We start from the raw sequence: 19,068 nt of genomic DNA, 5'->3' as shown, positions 1-19,068 counted from the left end.
CTTCTCACCTTAACTTCAAGGCAGTAAGACTCAAAAGTGCAAGCACAAGCGAGATAATCCAGAATCTCACAATAACCTTAGACTCCGGCCAACCTTTAAGCTCAAAATGGTGATGAATAGGAGCCATTCTAAACACTCTCTCACCGGTTGTTTTATAACTTGCAACTTGAATAATAACAGAAAGCGTTTCAGCGACAAAAATCCCACCGGCAATGGCAAGTACAATCTCTTCCTTGATAGCAATGGCCACTATCCCCAAAAATGCACCCAAAGCCAAAGAACCGGTATCACCCATAAACACTTCAGCTGGATAACAGTTATACCACAAAAAACCAAGTAGAGCACCAGCCAAAGCACTAAGCAGAATACTTATCTCACCAACACCAAAGATATAAGGCAAATGCAGGTAATGTGAAAAAATCGTATTGCCAGAGATGTAAGCAAAAACCGTCAACGGCATAATCGTCGTAAGTGAAGGACCTGTTGCAAGACCATCAAGTCCATCGGTCAGATTAACGGCATTTGAAGAACCAACAATAACAAACACACCAACGAGCAGATACAACAGACCCAAATCAAACACACCACTTTTAACAAAAGGCATATAGAAACATGTCGCACAGTTCGTGTTTTTAAGCTCATACCTGTAAATCAGCCAAACAACAACAATTGCTGCAACTATCTGCAGGGCAAATTTTGTTCTTGCCTTTAACCCATTGTTCTTGCCACGCTTTATCTTCAAAAAATCATCCAAAAAACCTATACAGACAAAAACAAAAACACCAAACAGAACTATCCAGTCAAGCAGAATATCAAATCTCATCCATAAAAGAGAAGAAACAAAAAAGCCACCCCATATAATTATGCCGCCAATCGTTGGTGTTCCACTTTTTTGCTTATGTGATTGTGGCTCATACCCTTTAAACTGATCTTTCAACTGCATCTTCTTAAGCCATGGAATAACCCTTTTGCCAAACCATAAAGACAAACCAAGCGCAGTAATAGAAGCCATAATCATCCTGAATGTTATGTAATGAAACACATTGAATGGCGAGAAAAAGTGCATCAACTTCTCATAAAATATATAGTAAAACATTACTTCTTCACCCTTTCTTTCAACTCAAAGTATATCTCTTCAAGTTTTAACCCTCTTGATGCTTTAAGCAGAATCCAATCATACTCTTCAAACACATTTTCAAGTTTAGCAACAACATCAGACTTATTCTCAAAAAACTCACATTTTCTCCCAAACTCTTCACACATATAAAACGCATCTCTACCCACACAGAAAAGGTCTATCTCAAAATTAGAAGCATACCTTCCAAGTTCCCTGTGAATCTCTTCTGAATACTCACCAAGCTCAAGCATATCACCCAAAACAGCAAGCTTTTTTCCACTCTTTTCTGCAAGCTTTTCAATAGCATACTTCATAGAATCGATATTGGCATTATAACAGTCAAGTATAAAATTCGTATCTCTTAACTTCTCAAACTTCATTCTGTATCCAACAGACTCAAAGCTTTCAAGCTTATCAATCAGACACTCACTTTCACTCTCACAAACAGCCCTAAAGCATGCAAAAGCAGAAAGCAGCGTATATGGATTAATCTCGTCTTTTAACCTAAACCTTAGATTTTCGATTTTAACAGAGCCATCAACAACCTTCCCCTTAACTTTACCCTTTTTAAAACCAAAGCTCAAAAAATCCTTATTCTTAAAATGCCTACTCAAAATCTCATCATCGGCATTATAAACAACAAAGCTCTTATCCGTTATTATCTTACTCTTCTCTTTAAAAACACTTTCTAAATCTTTCAGAAACTCAAGATGCACCCGTGAAACATTCAAAAACAGCACATAATCGGGTTTAAAAAACGATGCAATCTGCTCCATCTCATTCTTTTGATTTATACCCACTTCAACAACACAGAAATCTTCATTGTTGAGACCAATCAGTGTTTTTGCAACACCTATAACATTATTCTCATTTTGGACTGTCTTATGAACACTCCCACAACAGGATAAAAACGACGTCAAAAGCTCCTTTGTTGTGGTCTTGCCAACAGAACCAACAACTGCGATAGATTCAGCATTTGACTTTTCAAGCTTAAGTTTTGCAATCTCTTTCAAAGCTTCAAAACCGTCTTTAACCTTCACGAAGGGTGCATCAATCTCTCTCTCGACGATAGAAAAAAGCGCTCCTTTTTTCACGGCATCCTTGCCAAAATCGTTTCCATCAAACCTGTCTCCTTTAATCGCTATAAACACTTCGCCCTTTTTAATAGTTCTTGAATCTATTGAAAAGCCATTTAACTCCTTTATGTCGAAAGGCAAATTAACTTCTAAGGGCTTTATAACATCAAATAACTCTTCTAAGCTAATCCCCAAAGCTCTCTCACCACTTCAGCATCGTCAAAGTGAATTGTTCTATCTTTCAATATCTGATAATCTTCGTGTCCTTTACCTAAAATAGCGACAATATCACCTTTTTGAGCTATCTCTAATGCCTTTTTTATTGCTTCAAATCTATCAGGTTCAACTACAACTTTTTCTTTATCTTTCACACCGCTTAAAATATCGTTTATAATAGCTTCTGGCTCTTCACTTCTTGGATTATCACTTGTTATGACAACTATATCGCTTAACCTTTCAGCAACTGCTCCCATCTTGGGCCTTTTACCTTTGTCCCTGTCGCCACCTGCACCAAAGACGGTTATAATTCTTCCCTTTTTTATCCTGTTTAGAGCTTCAAGCACATTTCTCATCGCATCATCCGTATGAGCATAATCAATCACAGCATACACACCATCTTTTGAATAGAACTCAAGCCTGCCAGGTGCCCCTTTGCTTTTTGCAACACCTTCTTCAATTTTTGCAAAATCAACACCAAAAAAATATGCAACGCCTATTGCAGCCATAATATTATACAGATTATATTCACCAATCATGGACGATTTTATATCAAAAAGCCTGCCAAATGCGTTTATTTTGGCTCTTATACCGTCAAGCGAATACTCATAGACAACAGGCCTTATAAATGCCATTTCAGAAAATCCATAGCTAATCGTTGCAGCATCAACAATTCTCTTGCCCCACTCATCGTCTATATTTACAACCTTCGGCTTAAGTCTTTCAAAAAACGAAAGTTTGGCTTGAGCATAATTCTCAAGCGTCCCGTAAAAATCCAAATGGTCTTGAGAGATATTGGTAAACACCTTCAAGGCAAACTCAATACCTTCAATTCTCCTTAGACTGATAGCATGTGATGAAACTTCAGCAAAACAGTACTTACTGCCTGCAAGTGCCATCCTGTTTAGAATTCTATGCAAATCAATCGACTCAGGCGTTGTGTTTTTAAGCTTAAATCTCTCATCTTTAATCGTCCAACCCGTTGTGCCAATTATCTCTCCGTCTTCAAAGATACTTTTAAGCAGATAGGTTGTTGTTGTTTTGCCATTCGTTCCTGTTATACCAACAACTTTGAGCTTTTTTGAAGGATGATTAAAAAACCAATCAGCAACAATACCCATGCATCCCTTTATATCATCAACCCTTACACAGCGCTCATCATCAAATTCTTTCTCACTAATAACAAGAATCTTCTTGAAACGCTTAAGCAAATCAGGAACAAACCTATTTGCATCAACATTAAAACCCTTAAGGGCAAAAAACAGATAACCTTCTCCTACTTCTCTTGAATCATAGACCATATCAACGGGATTAAACTGTTTTACTTTTTCAAGACAGTCCATGCTCTATACCCTCTATAGCCTTCTCAAATGGTATCTCTTCATCGCTCGAGTTTTTTGCTAAATCATAAGCCCTAATAGACTCAAGCTCTTCTAAATCTTCACACATTCTCTCATACTCTTCTATAGGCAAAATAACAGCCAGTTTATTACCGTTATTATCAAATACAAATTGAATGGACATAGCTCACCTCCTATCTTTAAAAGTCTATCAAACCAATTTTTTAAAGGCAACACAAATGAATCTAACCTTTGCAAACAGCAAGAAAATCGTTATAATTTAAGAAAATCAAAGAAGGAGAGAAAGATGATTAACATTAAAAACCTAAAAGCAGAATATATAACAAACGAAAAAGGTGAGAAGTTTGTCATTCTGCCACTTGAAGAATTTTCTGAACTCATAGAAGATCTTGAAGATTTAAGGATAGCTTTAGAAAGAAGAGATGAACCCACAATATCACACGATGAACTTTTAAGAACACTAAAGGAAGAAGGAGTTGTCTAAATACAAAATCTACTGGAAAAAATCAGCAGTTAAAGAACTCAAAAAGTTACCTAAAGAGAGCATAAAAAAGATTCTGCTTAAGGTTGAAAAATTAAAAGAAGATCCATTCTTTCCAGGCTGCAAAAGATTAAAAAATACCCACAACCTTTATCGTGCAAGAGAAGGAGACTATAGGATAATCTACAGTGTTGAGCAGAACACTCTAACTATTCAAATCATAAGAATAAGACATAGAAAGGAAGTTTATAAAAAGCTCTAATCCCAAAGCTGACTCTTAAGATATTTTTCTACCTTATCACACAGGAAAAACTCTACATCCCAAAATAGTAAAACAACTTCTCGATATTATAAATCAAAAGCAGGATAGCTAAAAGCTGCAACTATCTTTACTTTTACAAAATATAGATTCAATTCAACCCGATTATTTTAAAAGTTGACTTTAAAAAAGTCCGACTAAAACTAAAGAGACTATCAACATAGACAAAACAGAAGTAAAATTTATACCTTTTTACAAGCTATTACAAACAAAAAAGCCGGCTTAAAAAAGCCGGCCTGCCTCACACCCCCTTGATACCCTTTAAGCAGTCTCTATTTTGGCAACATCTTCAAGGCCAAGTTCTTTTATGGAAATCTCTCGCATCTCAACCTTTCTTATCTTGCCCGTAACCGTCATTGGAAATGAGTCGGTGAACTTGATATATTTTGGAATCTTGTAATGAGCTATCCTGCCCTGGCAATACTCTTTAATCTCTTCTTCTGTTGCCGTCTCACCTTCTTTAAGCCTAATCCATGCACAAACTTCTTCGCCGTATTTTCTGTCAGGCACACCGATAACCTGCACATCTGCAACCTTCGGGTGCGTGTATAAGAACTCTTCTATCTCTCTTGGGTAAATATTTTGACCGCCTCTGATTATCATATCCTTAATTCTGCCCGTTATCTTGAAATATCCATCTTCCGTCATTGTTGCAAGGTCACCTGTATGTAGCCATCCATCTTCATCTATTGCTTCTGCCGTTGCCTTTGGGTTGTTGTAGTAATATTTCATAACATTATATCCACGAGCGCATAGCTCACCTTGTTCGCCAACAGGCAGAATCTTACCCGTCTCAGGGTCGATTATCTTTACTTCCACATAAGGTAGTGGTCGTCCTACTGTCTCGGTCCTATGCTCAAGCGTATCATCTGCAGGAGTTTGTGTTATAACTGGGCTTGCCTCTGTCTGACCATAAGCTATCTCAACCTGACTCATGTGCATTTCTGTATTAACCCGCTTCATTACTTCAACCGGACACGGAGAACCAGCCATTATACCTGTTCTTAATGTTGATAAATCAAACTTTTTAAAGTCCGGATGCTCAAGCTCAGCTATAAACATAGTAGGAACACCATGCAAAGCAGTGCACTTCTCCTGCTCAACAGCCTTCAAAACAGCCAAAGGATTGAAATATTCACTAGGTAAAACCATCGTTGCACCATGCGTTACACATGTCAAATTACTCATAACCATGCCGAAACAGTGATAAAACGGCACAGGTATGCAGAGTCTATCCTTATCGGTAAACTTCATCATTTCGCCTACAAAGAACCCGTTGTTGAGAATGTTAAAATGACTCAATGTTGCAGCCTTAGGGAATCCCGTTGTTCCCGATGTGTATTGAATGTTTATTGCATCGTCAAAATCAAGGCTCTTTTGTCTATCCCTAAGTTCACTATCATCAACTCTGCTTGCCATATCAAGCACATCTTTCCATTTAAACATGCCCGTATGCTTTGTATCGCTTATACAAATAACATTCCTTAAGTGCGGCAGTTTGTTTGAGTGAATCTGTCCAGGTATAGCACCACGGGCAAACGGTGCAACTTTATAGAACATATCTATATAATCCGAAGTTTTAAAATTCTCTATCAAAATAAGCGTATTAACTTCTGATTGCTTCAAGGCATACTCAAGCTCATTAGTTCTATATGCAGGGTTTACAGTAACAAGCACAGCACCTATTTTTGCCGTTGCAAATTGCGTCAAAACCCATTCAACATTATTCGTTGACCAGATGGCAACCTTATCACCCTTTTTTATGCCAAGTGCCAAAAGTCCCTTGGCAAGCCTATCCACTTCTTCTTTAAACTCTCTATAATTCATTTTTATATTTTGATGCAAACTTATTAAACAGTCATTATTTGAATATTTCTCCGCAGCTTCGTCTAAAACATCTCCAATAGTTTTTGCTATAAATGGCGTCGTTGAACCTTCAAACGCATAGCTTAACATGGACATAATCTCCCCCTTATACTATAGAACCGTTTGAGCCCTTTTTGCCCAGCTTTCTTTCTATCTCCATTCTCCTTAAAACGGCTCTCTTTATCTTGCCACTTATTGTTTTTGGCAACTCTTTTACAAACTCTATCTCCCGTGGATACTTATAGGGTGCTGTCTTCTTCTTTACAAAATCCTGAATATCTCTTATTAACTCTTCACCTGGCTCATAACCATCAGCAAGTATAATAAACGCTTTGACAATTGTTCCTCTTATTGGGTCTGGACTTCCAACAACAGCACTCTCAACAACAGCCGGATGTTCTTGAAGAGCACTTTCAACTTCAAATGGGCCAATCCTGTATCCAGACGACTTAATTACATCGTCTGCTCTTCCATAGAACCAGAAATAACCGTCAACATCCTGATAAGCCCTATCGCCAGTAAAATAGAAATCACCCCTAAATGCTTCGGCTGTTGCAGCTTCATCTTTATAATAACCCTTAGTTAAACCTATCGGATGCTCAGGCTTTATTCTAACAGCTATATGTCCTGGCTCTCCAACAGGCATCTCATTTCCATCATCGTCAACAATTTTAACATCGAACCCAGGTACGGGCTTGCCCATTGAGCCATACTTAATCGGCATACATGGATAGTTAGCAACAAGCAAAACACTTTCTGTCTGACCATACCCATCATATATCAGTGTTCCTGTTGCGTTTTTCCATGCCTTTATAACTTCTGGATTTATTGGCTCACCAGCAGAAGTGCAGTGTCTCAAAGACGAAAAATCATATTTACTTAAATCTTCCTGAATCAACATTCTGTAAACAGTGGGTGGAGCACAGAAAGATGTTATACCTTGAGTTGTAAGCAACCTTAATGTTATCTTCGGGTCAAAATGAGCACCCGCATTATGCATAAACACAGCAGCGCCAATTTGCCACTGACCGTAAAGTTTACCCCAGACAGCCTTGCCCCAGCCTGTATCCGAAATCGTCCAATGTAAATCTGTTGGTTGTAAGTCGTGCCAATATTTAGCAGTTACTATATGCGCCAAAGCATAAGACTGCTCATGCATAACCATTTTCGGATATTTCGTAGTCCCACTTGTGAAATATATGAGTAGCGGGTCTGTTGCCTTCGTCGGCTCAACATCATCCTTAGAAAGTTTATCCGTTGCTTTATCCATCTGATTTTCAAATGAAACCCAGCCTTCTAAATCACCATCTATTATCATTTTCACCTTTAAAGAAGGACAATCACCGTTTGAGCATGCCTGCTCAACCTTAGACGCATTGGACGCAGAAGCTATAGCCATAACAGCTTCACCCTGTCTTATGCGATACCTTATATCATCAGGCATTAAAATATTTGGTGCAGGCATAGCAACAGCACCAACTTTATTCAAACCAAGCATCACAGCATACCACTCAACAATCCTTGGCACCATTATAAACACATGGTCACCCTTCTTAATGCCTAAACTCAAAAGCACATTGGCAAATTTATTTGACATCATAGAGATGTCCCAAAATGTATATTTTTTTATCGTTTTACCAGTCGTATCAGCCCAGACCAAAGCCAACTTCGTCCTATCTTCCGCCCATTTGTCAACCACATCAAAGGCAAAGTTGTAATACTCTGGAACTTCCAGTTTAAAATTTCTAACTTCCTCTTCGTAATTAACCATGTTGTGTTTCATTTTTAGAAAACCTCCGTCAAAAATTTTTTGCCCATTCTAACAGATTTATTGGAAAAAAGTCAATAGATATTACAAATGGAGAGAGATTTTTCTCACCTATTGTTCTAATTATATAACTCAACTATTTTTATAAAAATAAAAAAGCAACCTTAGCAGGCTGCCAAATCTTTTCTTGAATCCAAATACTGATACAGAAGCTCACCGAACAGTCTCGGCACAAGTCTCATCTTCTCTTCGGGTTCAACACAGGCGATTCTTACCTGTGTCCTTCCAGGGTTTCTACCTTCTATAACATTATAAAATCCCCACATTGGGCTCACAAGTAATGTGTATCTCTTTCCATTTAACCTCACTTCTCCTTCTGTCGCACAATACATAACAAACTCTTCAGCATCAAAATCATCATCGACTATATCGCGTAAATCAACAACCATATAAATAGATGCCTCAGGTTTTGAAACTATAGCTCCAGGAACCTCCTTATTTAATCCTTCATACATATACTCAAGTAAATCTTTATAATAATCCCGCAAATTAGATATCCATTTCAATATATCTTCCTTTTTTTCATCGTAAAGGACCTCAACGATATGCTGGTCTATTATTGAAGGACAGAGATAGGTAGTATTTGCAGCCGATGCTCTCTCTATAAAATCTTCATTATCCGTAACAAGTGCACCCATTCTTAAACCGCAAGCATTAAATGTCTTAGATAAACTCTCTATACTTATCCTAATCTTTGCATCTTCAATACCCGGCACATCCTTATCCGTAACTCTCCAGATGCTCGGTGGCTCACAATCAACATAGTAAAGCCCACGATAAGCCTCGTCGCTTATTATAAACATATCGTTTTCAAGACAAATTCTTGCATACTCGTTTATCGTCTTCTGACGCATCAATTTACCAGACGGATTATCATACGGTATAATAAGCAGAGCCCCAGGCCTATATTTTCTAACGGCTTTTTCAATCTCTTCAACGGCAACATCATTAAAATTTCCGCTCCTATCTAATGCACGTTCAACAGCAACTATTTTCCTTCCAAGTTCATCTGCAACAGCTTTATAATTAGTGTATGTTGGATTCATAACAAGAAGCGGTCTATCCTCACTCCCAGCATCACCACATAAACCCAAAACAGCTGTCCTCATAGCACCAGAGCCACCATCCTGAATAATCGAATAGAGTTCCAAGTTGGAATCTTCAGGCAAAAAAGCCTTTATAATATTGATAAAAACCTGATTGGCTTTCTCTGTCCCTGGCGTTTCACCATATCGCCATACTCCATTTATAAGGGTCTCATCTGTAGGGTTGAGATACCTCTCTAAAAGCTTTGGATGAGTTTTCAATGAAACACTACCTATCGCCACATTTATAGCTTCAATGGGTGCAATGCCCTTCTTTAGGTCTTCTTTAACCCTTTTTTCAAATATAGTTTGGGCAAGTCTTAATCCTGAAGGTTTTATCTGATTAAAAAAGTTAGAAAATTTCTTATCTGTTTTACCGAAAACCATCTCTTTTTCCTCCCCCATCATTGCATATATATAAGTGGAAGCATTCTATATTTTAATGTTGGACTGTCAAGGATTTTTTTAGAAACGGTGTAACTTTTCAAACTCACTCAATCCAAATCAGCTTTATTACTGCCTTCTCTTCTTCAACCCACAGACTAACATTATAATAATACCAAACAGTAGAATTTATTTGAAGGCGATGGAAGAGATGGTAAACAATAAACATTAAAGCTTCCACAGAGAAATATTGAATTTTTCATTATTTTTTCTATACTATAATGTAAAAGAACAAAGGAGAAAACAAAATGTCTGAAAAGATAGAAAAACAGGAAAAAGAGACTTTTCCACAAGAGTTTCAAACGCTTATAGCAGGCATATTCCCAAATACAAGGTATTTTGATGCAAGATTTGATTTGCTTCAGGTTCAGATTGATGAGCTAAAGAAAAACCAAGAAGATTTAAAAATAGGACTAAAAGACTTAAAAGATGACATGAACTACCGCTTTCAGCAGGTGGATAAAAGGTTTGAGCAAGTGGATAAAAGGTTTGAGCAAGTGGATAAAAGGTTTGAGCAAATCATAGCATCAATAGAAAAACTATCAGACAGGCTTGAAAACAGAGACAACGAATTGAGAAATTTTACAATGAAAATGTTCTCTATTTCTATTGGTATCTCTATACTTGGAGCGCTTGGAGCATTTTTGAAGATTTTGGGAGTTTTTTAAAATAAATATAAGCACACACTCTTGCCACACCCAAAATATCTCATCAAAAGATGGCAAGAAATTAAATATCCATTAAAAAAACTGTTGACATTAAGCATTTTTTATGTAAAATTAAAAGTGAATTTCTAAAAACAAGGGGGTGGGAGAGAAAAAGTTTAAAAAATGCTTGACAAAAGGAAAGAAAGGTTTATTATTGAGACTGCGATGCAAACGCACGAAATTTTAAAAACTTTGTGTAGGAGGTTTTAAACATGAAGAAAAGGTTGATTTCATTGGTAGCAGCAGCAGCATTGGTAGGTGGTATGGCTACAGTTGCTCCATCTATGGCACAGGCTGGAACAGTTACAGTAGGTGGTGATACTCAGGTTCAGTTGTACGGCGGAGTTAAATTTACATCTGCATGGAGCAAAAAAACAAACGGCCTAAATTCCAACATAGCTTTCGATATCGGCAAAGCTAAAAAGGATTTGGATCTAAAAACAACTGCATCGGATAAAGCATGGGATAAGTGGAATTGGAACGGATTTGAAATGAATGATGCGGGTACAATCTTGGGTGTTAATTTCTCTAACAAAGACGCAAATTTAACAGGAAAAATTGAAATTGGAATAGGAAGTTCCAACTATTTAAGACACGCTTATGTAGAGCATCACTTTGACAATGGGTTGTATATATTGGTAGGTCAGACAAATAATACTTTTGAAGAACACACATTTGATATGTTGCCAAACGCAACGGCAGGATTTAATCCTCCCTCTAGATCTCCACAAATTGCAGCAGGTGGAACTTTTGACATAGCAGATAGTGCAAGTCTGGATTTCAAACTAGCGTTTCTGAATGAGGACTATATAGGTAATGCACTGAACAGAAGGGCTTTTCCAACGGTAGGATTGAATGTAGGTGTTAACTTTAATACAGGATTTGGTGCGCCCGCAAGAGTATATGGTAATGCCCTGATTGAGGGAGCAAAAATAACAATTGATAAAGGAGAAACTGAACACTCAAAAACCTCCAGTGCATTTGGAGTTGGCTTTGTTCTTCCAGTATCTATGGTTACTCTTCAAAGCGAATATATCTATGCTAAAGGAATGGCTTCTTTAGCAGGGTTAAAGCTGAAAGGTGTAAGTGATAAAGATGTAAATACTAGCACTCCATTATCTTACTATGAGGACGACAATGGTCATCTAAAGGCTTTGAAATGGTACGCATGGAATTTGGAAGCAAAAATTGCTCCAATGCCTTGTGTATCTTTAGCTGCAGGATATGACTATTTTAAGGTAAAACACGAAGCGTTTAATAATAAAACGTTCTTCATCAACACGGCCGTAAAAACAACAAAATACACTACACTTGGAATTGAATGGGATCACATGAGAACAAAATGGGATGATGGTTATAAAGCGACTGGAAATACATTCTTTACATCCTATACTTACACATTTTAATTATATTTAAACCTGAAACTAGACTAAAAACGGGGCTTAAAGCCCCGTTTTTTTACTTATTTTTTAGCCTAAAATTTCCCTTGCATAATTCGGCAAAACAAACGCAGCCTTATGAATCTCTGGATTGTAATATTTCAGCTTAAGGTTTAGTTTCTCGAATCTCTCCTTATCAAAACTATCTTTTGGATGAGTATCACCCTTCCATGCAATAGAGAATGCCCATGTGCCAGACGGGTATGTGGGAATAGAAGCTTGATATATGGTAACCTTATCTTCACCAAAAGCCTTTCTCATATTGTTTACAGAACGCATCATCCATCGCTTATCGTAATAGTAATTTTCGGCTTGTGCAACAACTATACCATTATCTTTCAAAATCTCTCTAACATTTGAGTAAAACTCCACATTAAACAAACCTTCAGCAGCACCAAACGGGTCTGTTGAATCAACAATTACGATATCATAAAGAGATTTTTTATCCTTTACAAACTCTATACCATCTCCAATAATAAGATTCAATTTAGGATTGGCTAAACTCTCTCCAACAAATGGTGTATATTTCTTTGATGTTTCAACAACAAGTTTGTCTATCTCAACCTGTGTTATAGAGTTTAAATACTCATGTTTTAACACTTCTCTTGCCGTTCCACCATCACCACCGCCAATAATCAGTACATCCTTAGGCTCTTCAGCTGCAAATAAAGGCAAATGTGATATCATCTCATGATAGACAAACTCATCTCTCTCTGTAAACATTATCAAACCATCAAGCAGCATAACCCTGCCAAAATCGAATGTCTCTAAAATGTCAATCCTTTGAAGCTCGCTCTTATCCGTATATAAAACCTGTTTCACCTTAAATGTGAAGCCACACGTGCCAGAATACTTCTCTGTAAACCAAAATTCAGGGAAAAAAGCCATTTTCTCCTCCTTCTTTTTGGTGATATTCAGACAAAAAAATAAGGGTTGCAGCCCAAAGACCGCAACCCTTTCAATCCTTAAAGATAAATTAAAACTACTTCTTTGTTGGCCCTTCCTGTTTAAACTTCCTTCCTACTTCAAGACCCATGTCAAATGCCTTCATATTCATGTCGATAAAGGCAGGTGGAACTTCTTCTTTTACCGTCTCTCTAACAACATCAACAGGTAAAACTTCTGTCAATCCTATACATATTCCAACGGCAAGAATGTTCATCGTGACAACATTGCCGATTTCGTATTTTGCCGTATGAACAAGTGGATACTCGTAAACCTTGTATTTTTTTGCATCTTCATCTGGAACAGTTACAAGTCCAGAGTCAACCAAAACATAAGCACCTTCTTTTAAATCGCCTTTATAAGCATCGTATGCCTTCTGATGAGTTGACAAGAAGAAGTCAACATTTGTTGACTCAGGGAACACAATTGGTTCATCAGAAATAATAATGTCTGCCTTTGCTGCACCACCTCTAACCTGGGATGTGTAAGTTGGAACCTGAGTTGCATAGTAATCTGTATGGAAAACAGCAGCATGGGCTATAATAGTTCCCGCTGTTAAGGAACCCTGTCCTCCAACTCCTCCAAATCTTAATTCATAATGAAACGCCATTTCTCTTACCCCTTAATTATAGTTTTTTCCATTCTTTTAGTGGTGTTTCTACATCATACGGATAAAGACCTTTAAGCTCTTCCCTTGAAATCTTGTATCTATCAGCATCCGTAAGCCTACCAGTTGCATACTTAGCCCAGAACTCATCAGAAGCTTGAGCCTTCTCAACAAGCTGCTTGTAAGACGCTGTAAGTTCTGGCTTGCTTTCGTCTTTATGTAATACGCCGGTGACGAATTTACCCTTCAACTCTTCTTCGCTCATCTTCTTAGCCTTAGCTGAGCTTACCAAAAAGCTCTTCATGTAATCCATCAATTTTGCAGGGTCGCCAAGCTTATTTCTTCTTCCAAAGTTAATTGGACATGGACTGAAGACTTCTATCAAGCTGAAACCTTTGTAGTCAAGACCTTCTTTTATCAATTTTGTCAACCTCTTTGGGTCGCCTGCAAATCCTCTTGCTACATAACCAGCACCAGCACCTATAGCCATTTTGCACACATCAATTGTTGGTTCGTATGAACCTCTTGGTGCTGTTGATGCTTTTGCTCCCGGTGGTGTGGTGCAGGAGTGCTGACCACCTGTCATTCCGTAAATCCAGTTATTAATCAAAACAACCGTTATATCAATGTTTCTTCTTGCAGCATGGAGCAGGTGGTTTCCACCGATATGAACTATATCACCATCGCCACCAAAAACAAATACATGTTTATCAGGGTTTGCCATTTTAACGCCGACGGCAACAGCTATAGCCCTTCCGTGAATTGTATGCAATGTGTGGAAGTCAACATAACCCGTAACCCTTGCAGCACATCCAATACCAGAAACCATAGCACAGTCGTCTTTGCTCCAGCCAAGCTCATCGATAGCTTCGATATAGCATTTTAAAACTATACCGTCACCACAACCTGGACACCAGTAAAGTGGCAACTTTTCCGTTCTTAAATATTTCATGTAATCTACAGCCATTATTCGCCTCCTCCAAACCTCTTTATCTCCTCTTCGCTCATAATGAGCTCAACCTTCTTGGAAGGATCCTTAATCTTCTCAAGTATCTGAGAAGGTCTGATTAATGTTCCTGTCATCTGAGCTATGTTGTAAACGGGAGTCTGTCCTGCAACTATTCTTTGAACTTCAAGAACATACTGGCCCAAATTCATCTCAGCAACAATAATATTTTTAACCTTTGATGCTATATCTTTAATCTGAGCTTCAGGAGATGGCCATATTGTCAAAGGTCTGAACATTCCAACCTTGATTCCCTGCTCTCTTGCTTCGTCAATTGCAACCCTAACGGCTTCAGCTGTTGAACCAAAAGCTATAACACATGTTTCAGCATCGTCCATCTTGTAATACTCATATTTGAGAATCTCATCAAGATGATTCATAATCTTGTTCATCATTCTTGTCTCAAGCCACTGAACATACTTAGGAACAACCGTTGGGAATCCAGTTTTATCATGAACAAGACTTGAAAGATGATATCTATAGCTCTTTCCATCCTTTGTCCACCAAGGAGCCAAAGGTGGAATTTCATAGTTGTAATCATAAGGATAATACTCATCAGGCTCAACTTCTGGTGGCTGCCTGTCTATTACTTCAACTTCTTCTGGGTCTGGTATATAAACCTTTGTATGCAAGTGAGACAGAGAACCGTCTGTTAAGATATAAACAGGCTGCCTAAACTTTTCAGCCATATTAAATGCTCTAATAGTCTCAAAAACAGCTTCCTGAGCATTGCATGGAGCAACGGCTATAACTGGATGGTCGCCGTGTGTTCCCCATCTTGCCTGCATTATATCGCCCTGAGATGGCCTTGTTGGCAAACCCGTAGATGGACCACCTCTCATAACATCGACAACTACAAGCGGAACTTCAAACATACAAGCCATACCAAATGCTTCCTGCTTCAACGAAAGACCAGGGCCGCTTGTACATGTCATGGCTTTAACGCCGCTTGCAGCAGCACCAACGCAAGCATTGATACTTGCAATCTCGTCTTCCATCATGATGAAAGGAATGCCCTTCTCTGGTGCAATTTTTGAAAGCCTTTCAGGAACTTCGCTTGAAGGTGTTATTGGATAACCGGCATAGAAGCCCAATCCTGCAACCACAGCCGCTTCTGCTATAGCTGCGTTTGCATCCATAAATTCAATTCTTCCCATTGATTCCTCCCCTATTTACTCTTTGTAATCAAATTTCCTTTGCTATCTTCAAATGTAAGCTCAACACCAATGTCTGCAACCTTGATAGCAAAATCAGGACAGATATCTTCGCACATCTTGCACCTTATGCAGTCTTCAGGCCTTACAACCTTTGCAATAGTACCCATCCAAACATGCAAATCTTCGACCATCTCAAGCACATTCTTTGGGCAAACATTTACACACAAGCCGCAACCTTTGCACAGCTTCTCATCAATCTCAACTGGCAATCGTTTTTCAGCCATTCTCACCTCTCCTTTTTTTAAAAATTTAAGGGGGCTAAAGCCCCCCCACACTGTTTTTAAAGTTTGTCTATTATGGAGTTGAATGTTTCGCTGCATCTCATTATTTTTTCAATCTTAGACTCATCTGGCCAGTAATAACCATCTATATCACACGGAGCACCCTGAGCTTTATCAAAATCATCAATTATTTTTTCTTCGTTCTCTTTAAGCTCTTTTGCTATAGGTTCAAAAATCTTCTTAAGTTCTTCATCTTCATTCTGCTCAGCTAAACTTTCAGCCCAATACATTGCAAAGTAGAAGTGTTCTCCTCTTGAGTCAAGCTGATGAACCTTTCTTCCAGGCCATTTCTGATTCTCCAAAACCTTAGTCATAGCTTTATCAGCAGCATCGGCCATTATCCTTGCTTTTTTGTTGTCGTATTTCTCAGCTATATGCTCAAGTGATGCGAAAATAGCACCAAACTCACCCAAAGAATCCCATCTCAAATGGCCTTCTTCAATGAGCTGCTGAGCATGTTTTGGAGCAGAACCACCAGCGCCTGTCTCAAAAAGACCACCACCAGCAAGCAGCGGAACAATCGAAAGCATTTTTGCGGATGTTCCAACTTCAAGGATTGGGAATAAGTCTGTCAGATAATCTCTGAGAACATTGCCAGTTACTGAAATTGTATTCTCACCTTTTCTGATTCTCTCAAGCGAGTATCTCATAGCCTCAACTGGTGGCATTATCTTGATGTTGTCAGCTATATCTTCAGCATTGTATTTTTTGAGCATCTCTGGCAGATATTCTTTTACCTTCTTAATCAGTTGAGCATCATGAGCCCTGTTCTCATCAAGCCAGAATACTGCAGGGTCACCCGTTGCCTTAGCCCTTCTTACTGCAAGGCCAACCCAGTCTTTTATAGCTTCATCTTTAACCTGGCAGGCTCTCCAGATATCACCCTTCTCAACCTTATGCTCAATCAGAACATTGCCATCTGCATCAACAATTCTTACAGTTCCGTTTGCTGGTGCCTCAAATGTCTTGTCGTGAGAACCATATTCCTCAGCCTTCATTGCCATCAAGCCAACATTGGAGACATCGCCCATTGTCGTTCTATCAAACTGGCCATTTCTCTTGCAGTCTTCAACAATCTCTTTATACATCCTTGCGTAGCTTCTATCTGGAATAATCGCCTTTGTATCCTGAAGCTCGTCGTTCTTGTTCCACATTTTACCGCCATCTCTTATCATCGGCGGCATAGAAGCATCGATAATTATCAAGTTTGGAGCATGAAGGTTTGTGATGCCTTTGCGAGAGTCAACCATTGCAAGGTCTGGATTCTTCTCATAAACCTTTTGTATATCTTCTTCAATTTCTTTTCTCTTTGCTTCGTCAAGCTGCTCAATCTTCTTATAAAGGTCAACAAGTCCGTTATTCGGATTAACGCCGAGTTTCTCAAAGGTCTCTTTATGTTTTTCAAATACATCTTTGAAATATATCTCAACCATGTGTCCAAACAAGATTGGGTCGGACACTTTCATCATCGTAGCTTTAAGGTGAAGGCTTAAAAGAACGCCCTTTTCTTTTGCGTCTTTTACCTGTTCTTCATAGAATTTTCTCAAAGCCTTTGCACTCATGAATGTGCCATCGAGCACTTCACCTTTGAGTAGATGCAGTTTCTTTATAACCTGTTTATTGCCATTCTCATCTATAAACTGAATCTCAACATCCGTCTCCTTGTCCAGTGTGACAGATTTTTCATTTTCATAGAAATCGCCACTTTCCATGTGTGCTACATGACTTTTTGAATCTTCTGGCCAAGGTTTCAAAGGTAAGCCCATCTTGTCCGGATATTTCTTAGCAAACTCTTTAACTGCATTAGGCAATCTTCTATCTGAATTACCCTGCCTTAAAACTGGGTTAACCGCACTTCCTAAAACCTTTGCGTATCTCTCCTGAATCTTTTTCTCTTCTTCTGTTTTTGGCTCTTCTGGGTAATCCGGAACATTATAACCTTTGCTCTGAAGCTCTTTTATCGCTTCTTTTAACTGAACAACACTTGCAGAAATGTTTGGCAATTTTATAACATTTGCTTCTGGTTTGTTAACAAGTTCACCAAGATAAGCCAAATCATCGTTAACTTTTTGGTCTTCTTTCAAATAATCTGGGAATGTTGCAAGAATTCTTCCAGCTAAAGAGATGTCTCTTATCTCTATGTCCACACCCGCATGTTTAACAAACGCCTTTACAATTGGATACAATGAGAAACTTGCCAAATAAGGCGCCTCATCCGTCTTTGTCCAAATCATCTTTGGTCTTTCAGCCATAGCCCTTCTCCTTTCTATAAACTTTTTTATTTTTTAACTCCAATTTAAGTTTTCCTTAGTAAAAACACCCTTTTTTCAAATTCTCCTGCCTTGATATACTACAAAACATTATAAAGGTCAAGAATTTATTTTTTAAAACCTTGACTTTTTGTGCTCTTTAAGGCATTCTTTTGCAGGGAGGTAAAAACAAAATGATCAACCCGCAGATTTTTTTGATGGTCATACCATTTTTGACGGCTGTTGTGTTTCATGAAGTAAGTCATGGTTATGTAGCATATAAACTCGGCGATAATACGGCAAAGTTCGCCGGAAGATTAACCCTAAACCCAATTGCACACATAGACCTATTCGGCACAATTATCCTGCCACTGATTTTAATCATAACACACTCACCAATTCTATTTGGCTGGGCAAAGCCTGTGCCTGTAAACTTCTTTGCTTTGAGAAACCCAAAAAGAGACTCAGCCATTGTTGCAGCAGCAGGCCCTTCTGCAAATATAATCCTTGCAATTCTGTTTGCTGCTATATACAAAATAGCGGTATTCTTGCCCATCCCACCAGCAATAGCGCAACCACTCATACTTACAGGCATATACGGTGTTCAACTCAATTTACTATTTGCATTCTTTAACTTGATACCTATTCTGCCGCTTGACGGTGGTAGGATATTGGCAGCCTTTTTGCCGCCAAAATGGGCTTACAATTTTGAAAAGATAGAGCCATACGGCATCTATATAGTTATTGGACTTCTGTTTCTTGGCGTGTTTGATTTCATCTTTTATGCAATCGTAAACCCTTTAGCTAACCTTCTCTTGTGAGGT

At 38.4% G+C, this 19,068-nt stretch carries 19 protein-coding genes; 5 read left to right on the top strand and 14 right to left on the bottom strand.

Annotation, left to right across the window (positions count from 1 at the left end):
* Positions 1–4: 4 nt before the first annotated feature.
* Genes mraY through G415_RS0100225 form a run of 4 tightly spaced genes read right to left on the bottom strand, consistent with a single transcriptional unit; the run spans position 5 to position 3,933 of the window.
* Positions 5–1,096 carry a phospho-N-acetylmuramoyl-pentapeptide-transferase gene (mraY, locus tag G415_RS0100240; RefSeq protein WP_022669564.1) on the bottom strand — a complete coding sequence of 364 codons (1,092 nt, stop codon included), beginning with the start codon at positions 1,094–1,096 and terminating at the stop codon, positions 5–7.
* On the bottom strand, positions 1,096–2,388 hold the full coding sequence (locus G415_RS0100235; RefSeq protein WP_022669563.1) for a UDP-N-acetylmuramoyl-tripeptide--D-alanyl-D-alanine ligase: 1,293 nt from the start codon (positions 2,386–2,388) through the stop codon (positions 1,096–1,098). Before G415_RS0100235 ends, mraY begins: the two co-directional genes overlap by 1 nt.
* The gene (locus G415_RS0100230) at positions 2,373–3,752 is read right to left on the bottom strand and encodes a UDP-N-acetylmuramoyl-L-alanyl-D-glutamate--2,6-diaminopimelate ligase (protein WP_022669562.1); all 1,380 of its coding nucleotides are present in this window, start codon (positions 3,750–3,752) and stop codon (positions 2,373–2,375) included. The genes G415_RS0100235 and G415_RS0100230 overlap by 16 nt, the downstream gene beginning before the upstream one ends.
* Positions 3,739–3,933 carry a hypothetical protein gene (locus G415_RS0100225; protein WP_022669561.1) on the bottom strand — a complete coding sequence of 65 codons (195 nt, stop codon included), beginning with the start codon at positions 3,931–3,933 and terminating at the stop codon, positions 3,739–3,741. The genes G415_RS0100230 and G415_RS0100225 overlap by 14 nt, the downstream gene beginning before the upstream one ends.
* A 123-nt stretch (positions 3,934–4,056) precedes the next feature.
* On the opposite strand from G415_RS0100225, the gene G415_RS0100220 reads away from it, so the two are divergent.
* Together G415_RS0100220 and G415_RS0100215 are read left to right on the top strand one after the other, a co-directional pair.
* Positions 4,057–4,254 (top strand): hypothetical protein, encoded by a 198-nt coding sequence (locus tag G415_RS0100220; RefSeq protein WP_022669560.1) that lies wholly within the window; start codon positions 4,057–4,059, stop codon positions 4,252–4,254.
* Positions 4,247–4,513, top strand: a complete 267-nt coding sequence (locus G415_RS0100215; protein WP_022669559.1) for a type II toxin-antitoxin system RelE family toxin — start codon at positions 4,247–4,249, stop codon at positions 4,511–4,513. The genes G415_RS0100220 and G415_RS0100215 overlap by 8 nt, the downstream gene beginning before the upstream one ends.
* 318 nt (positions 4,514–4,831) lie before the next feature.
* Here the strand turns inward: G415_RS0100215 and G415_RS0100210 are convergent, their stop codons facing one another.
* From G415_RS0100210 to G415_RS11295, 4 genes are all read right to left on the bottom strand, one after another.
* The gene (locus tag G415_RS0100210; protein ID WP_155825452.1) at positions 4,832–6,526 is read right to left on the bottom strand and encodes an AMP-binding protein; all 1,695 of its coding nucleotides are present in this window, start codon (positions 6,524–6,526) and stop codon (positions 4,832–4,834) included.
* Positions 6,527–6,542: 16 nt separating this feature from the next.
* Complete coding sequence (locus G415_RS0100205) at positions 6,543–8,219, bottom strand: acetate--CoA ligase (protein WP_022669557.1); 1,677 nt, start codon at positions 8,217–8,219, stop codon at positions 6,543–6,545.
* Positions 8,220–8,368: 149 nt separating this feature from the next.
* Complete coding sequence (locus G415_RS0100200; protein WP_022669556.1) at positions 8,369–9,736, bottom strand: pyridoxal phosphate-dependent aminotransferase; 1,368 nt, start codon at positions 9,734–9,736, stop codon at positions 8,369–8,371.
* Between the two features lie 103 nt (positions 9,737–9,839).
* Complete coding sequence (locus G415_RS11295; RefSeq protein ID WP_022669555.1) at positions 9,840–9,962, bottom strand: hypothetical protein; 123 nt, start codon at positions 9,960–9,962, stop codon at positions 9,840–9,842.
* Positions 9,963–10,041: 79 nt separating this feature from the next.
* Here G415_RS11295 and G415_RS10530 point away from each other — a divergent pair, with 79 nt between their 5' ends.
* Together G415_RS10530 and G415_RS0100185 are read left to right on the top strand one after the other, a co-directional pair.
* On the top strand, positions 10,042–10,461 hold the full coding sequence (locus G415_RS10530; protein WP_022669554.1) for a hypothetical protein: 420 nt from the start codon (positions 10,042–10,044) through the stop codon (positions 10,459–10,461).
* A 251-nt stretch (positions 10,462–10,712) separates the two neighbouring features.
* Positions 10,713–11,906: a hypothetical protein gene (locus tag G415_RS0100185; protein WP_022669553.1), complete on the top strand. Its 1,194-nt coding sequence runs from the start codon at positions 10,713–10,715 to the stop codon at positions 11,904–11,906.
* A 63-nt stretch (positions 11,907–11,969) separates the two neighbouring features.
* On the opposite strand, the gene speE is transcribed toward G415_RS0100185, so the two are convergent.
* The 6 genes from speE to G415_RS0100155 all read right to left on the bottom strand — a co-directional run bounded on the left by speE (position 11,970) and on the right by G415_RS0100155 (position 18,247).
* On the bottom strand, positions 11,970–12,827 hold the full coding sequence (speE, locus tag G415_RS0100180) for a polyamine aminopropyltransferase (RefSeq protein ID WP_022669552.1): 858 nt from the start codon (positions 12,825–12,827) through the stop codon (positions 11,970–11,972).
* A gap of 94 nt (positions 12,828–12,921) precedes the next feature.
* Positions 12,922–13,494 carry a 2-oxoacid:acceptor oxidoreductase family protein gene (locus G415_RS0100175; RefSeq protein WP_022669551.1) on the bottom strand — a complete coding sequence of 191 codons (573 nt, stop codon included), beginning with the start codon at positions 13,492–13,494 and terminating at the stop codon, positions 12,922–12,924.
* Between the two features lie 16 nt (positions 13,495–13,510).
* The gene (locus G415_RS0100170; RefSeq protein ID WP_022669550.1) at positions 13,511–14,458 is read right to left on the bottom strand and encodes a 2-oxoacid:ferredoxin oxidoreductase subunit beta; all 948 of its coding nucleotides are present in this window, start codon (positions 14,456–14,458) and stop codon (positions 13,511–13,513) included.
* Positions 14,458–15,654 (bottom strand): 2-oxoacid:acceptor oxidoreductase subunit alpha, encoded by a 1,197-nt coding sequence (locus G415_RS0100165; protein WP_022669549.1) that lies wholly within the window; start codon positions 15,652–15,654, stop codon positions 14,458–14,460. Before G415_RS0100165 ends, G415_RS0100170 begins: the two co-directional genes overlap by 1 nt.
* Positions 15,655–15,665: 11 nt before the next feature.
* A complete protein-coding gene (locus G415_RS09250) occupies positions 15,666–15,938 on the bottom strand; it encodes a 4Fe-4S binding protein (protein WP_022669548.1) in 273 nt (90 codons plus the stop codon).
* A 56-nt stretch (positions 15,939–15,994) separates the two neighbouring features.
* Positions 15,995–18,247, bottom strand: coding sequence for an NADP-dependent isocitrate dehydrogenase (locus tag G415_RS0100155; protein ID WP_022669547.1), 2,253 nt, complete (start codon positions 18,245–18,247; stop codon positions 15,995–15,997).
* A gap of 191 nt (positions 18,248–18,438) precedes the next feature.
* Between G415_RS0100155 and G415_RS09245 the strand changes: the two genes are divergently transcribed.
* The gene (locus tag G415_RS09245) at positions 18,439–19,065 is read left to right on the top strand and encodes a site-2 protease family protein (protein WP_022669546.1); all 627 of its coding nucleotides are present in this window, start codon (positions 18,439–18,441) and stop codon (positions 19,063–19,065) included.
* Positions 19,066–19,068 lie beyond the last annotated feature (3 nt).

The sequence above is a fragment of the Hippea alviniae EP5-r genome (genome assembly GCF_000420385.1).
Lineage (GTDB): Bacteria > Campylobacterota_A > Desulfurellia > Desulfurellales > Hippeaceae > Hippea > Hippea alviniae.
The sequence above is the reverse complement of the archived record's forward strand: the minus strand, read 5'-3'. Positions and strand labels throughout refer to the sequence as shown.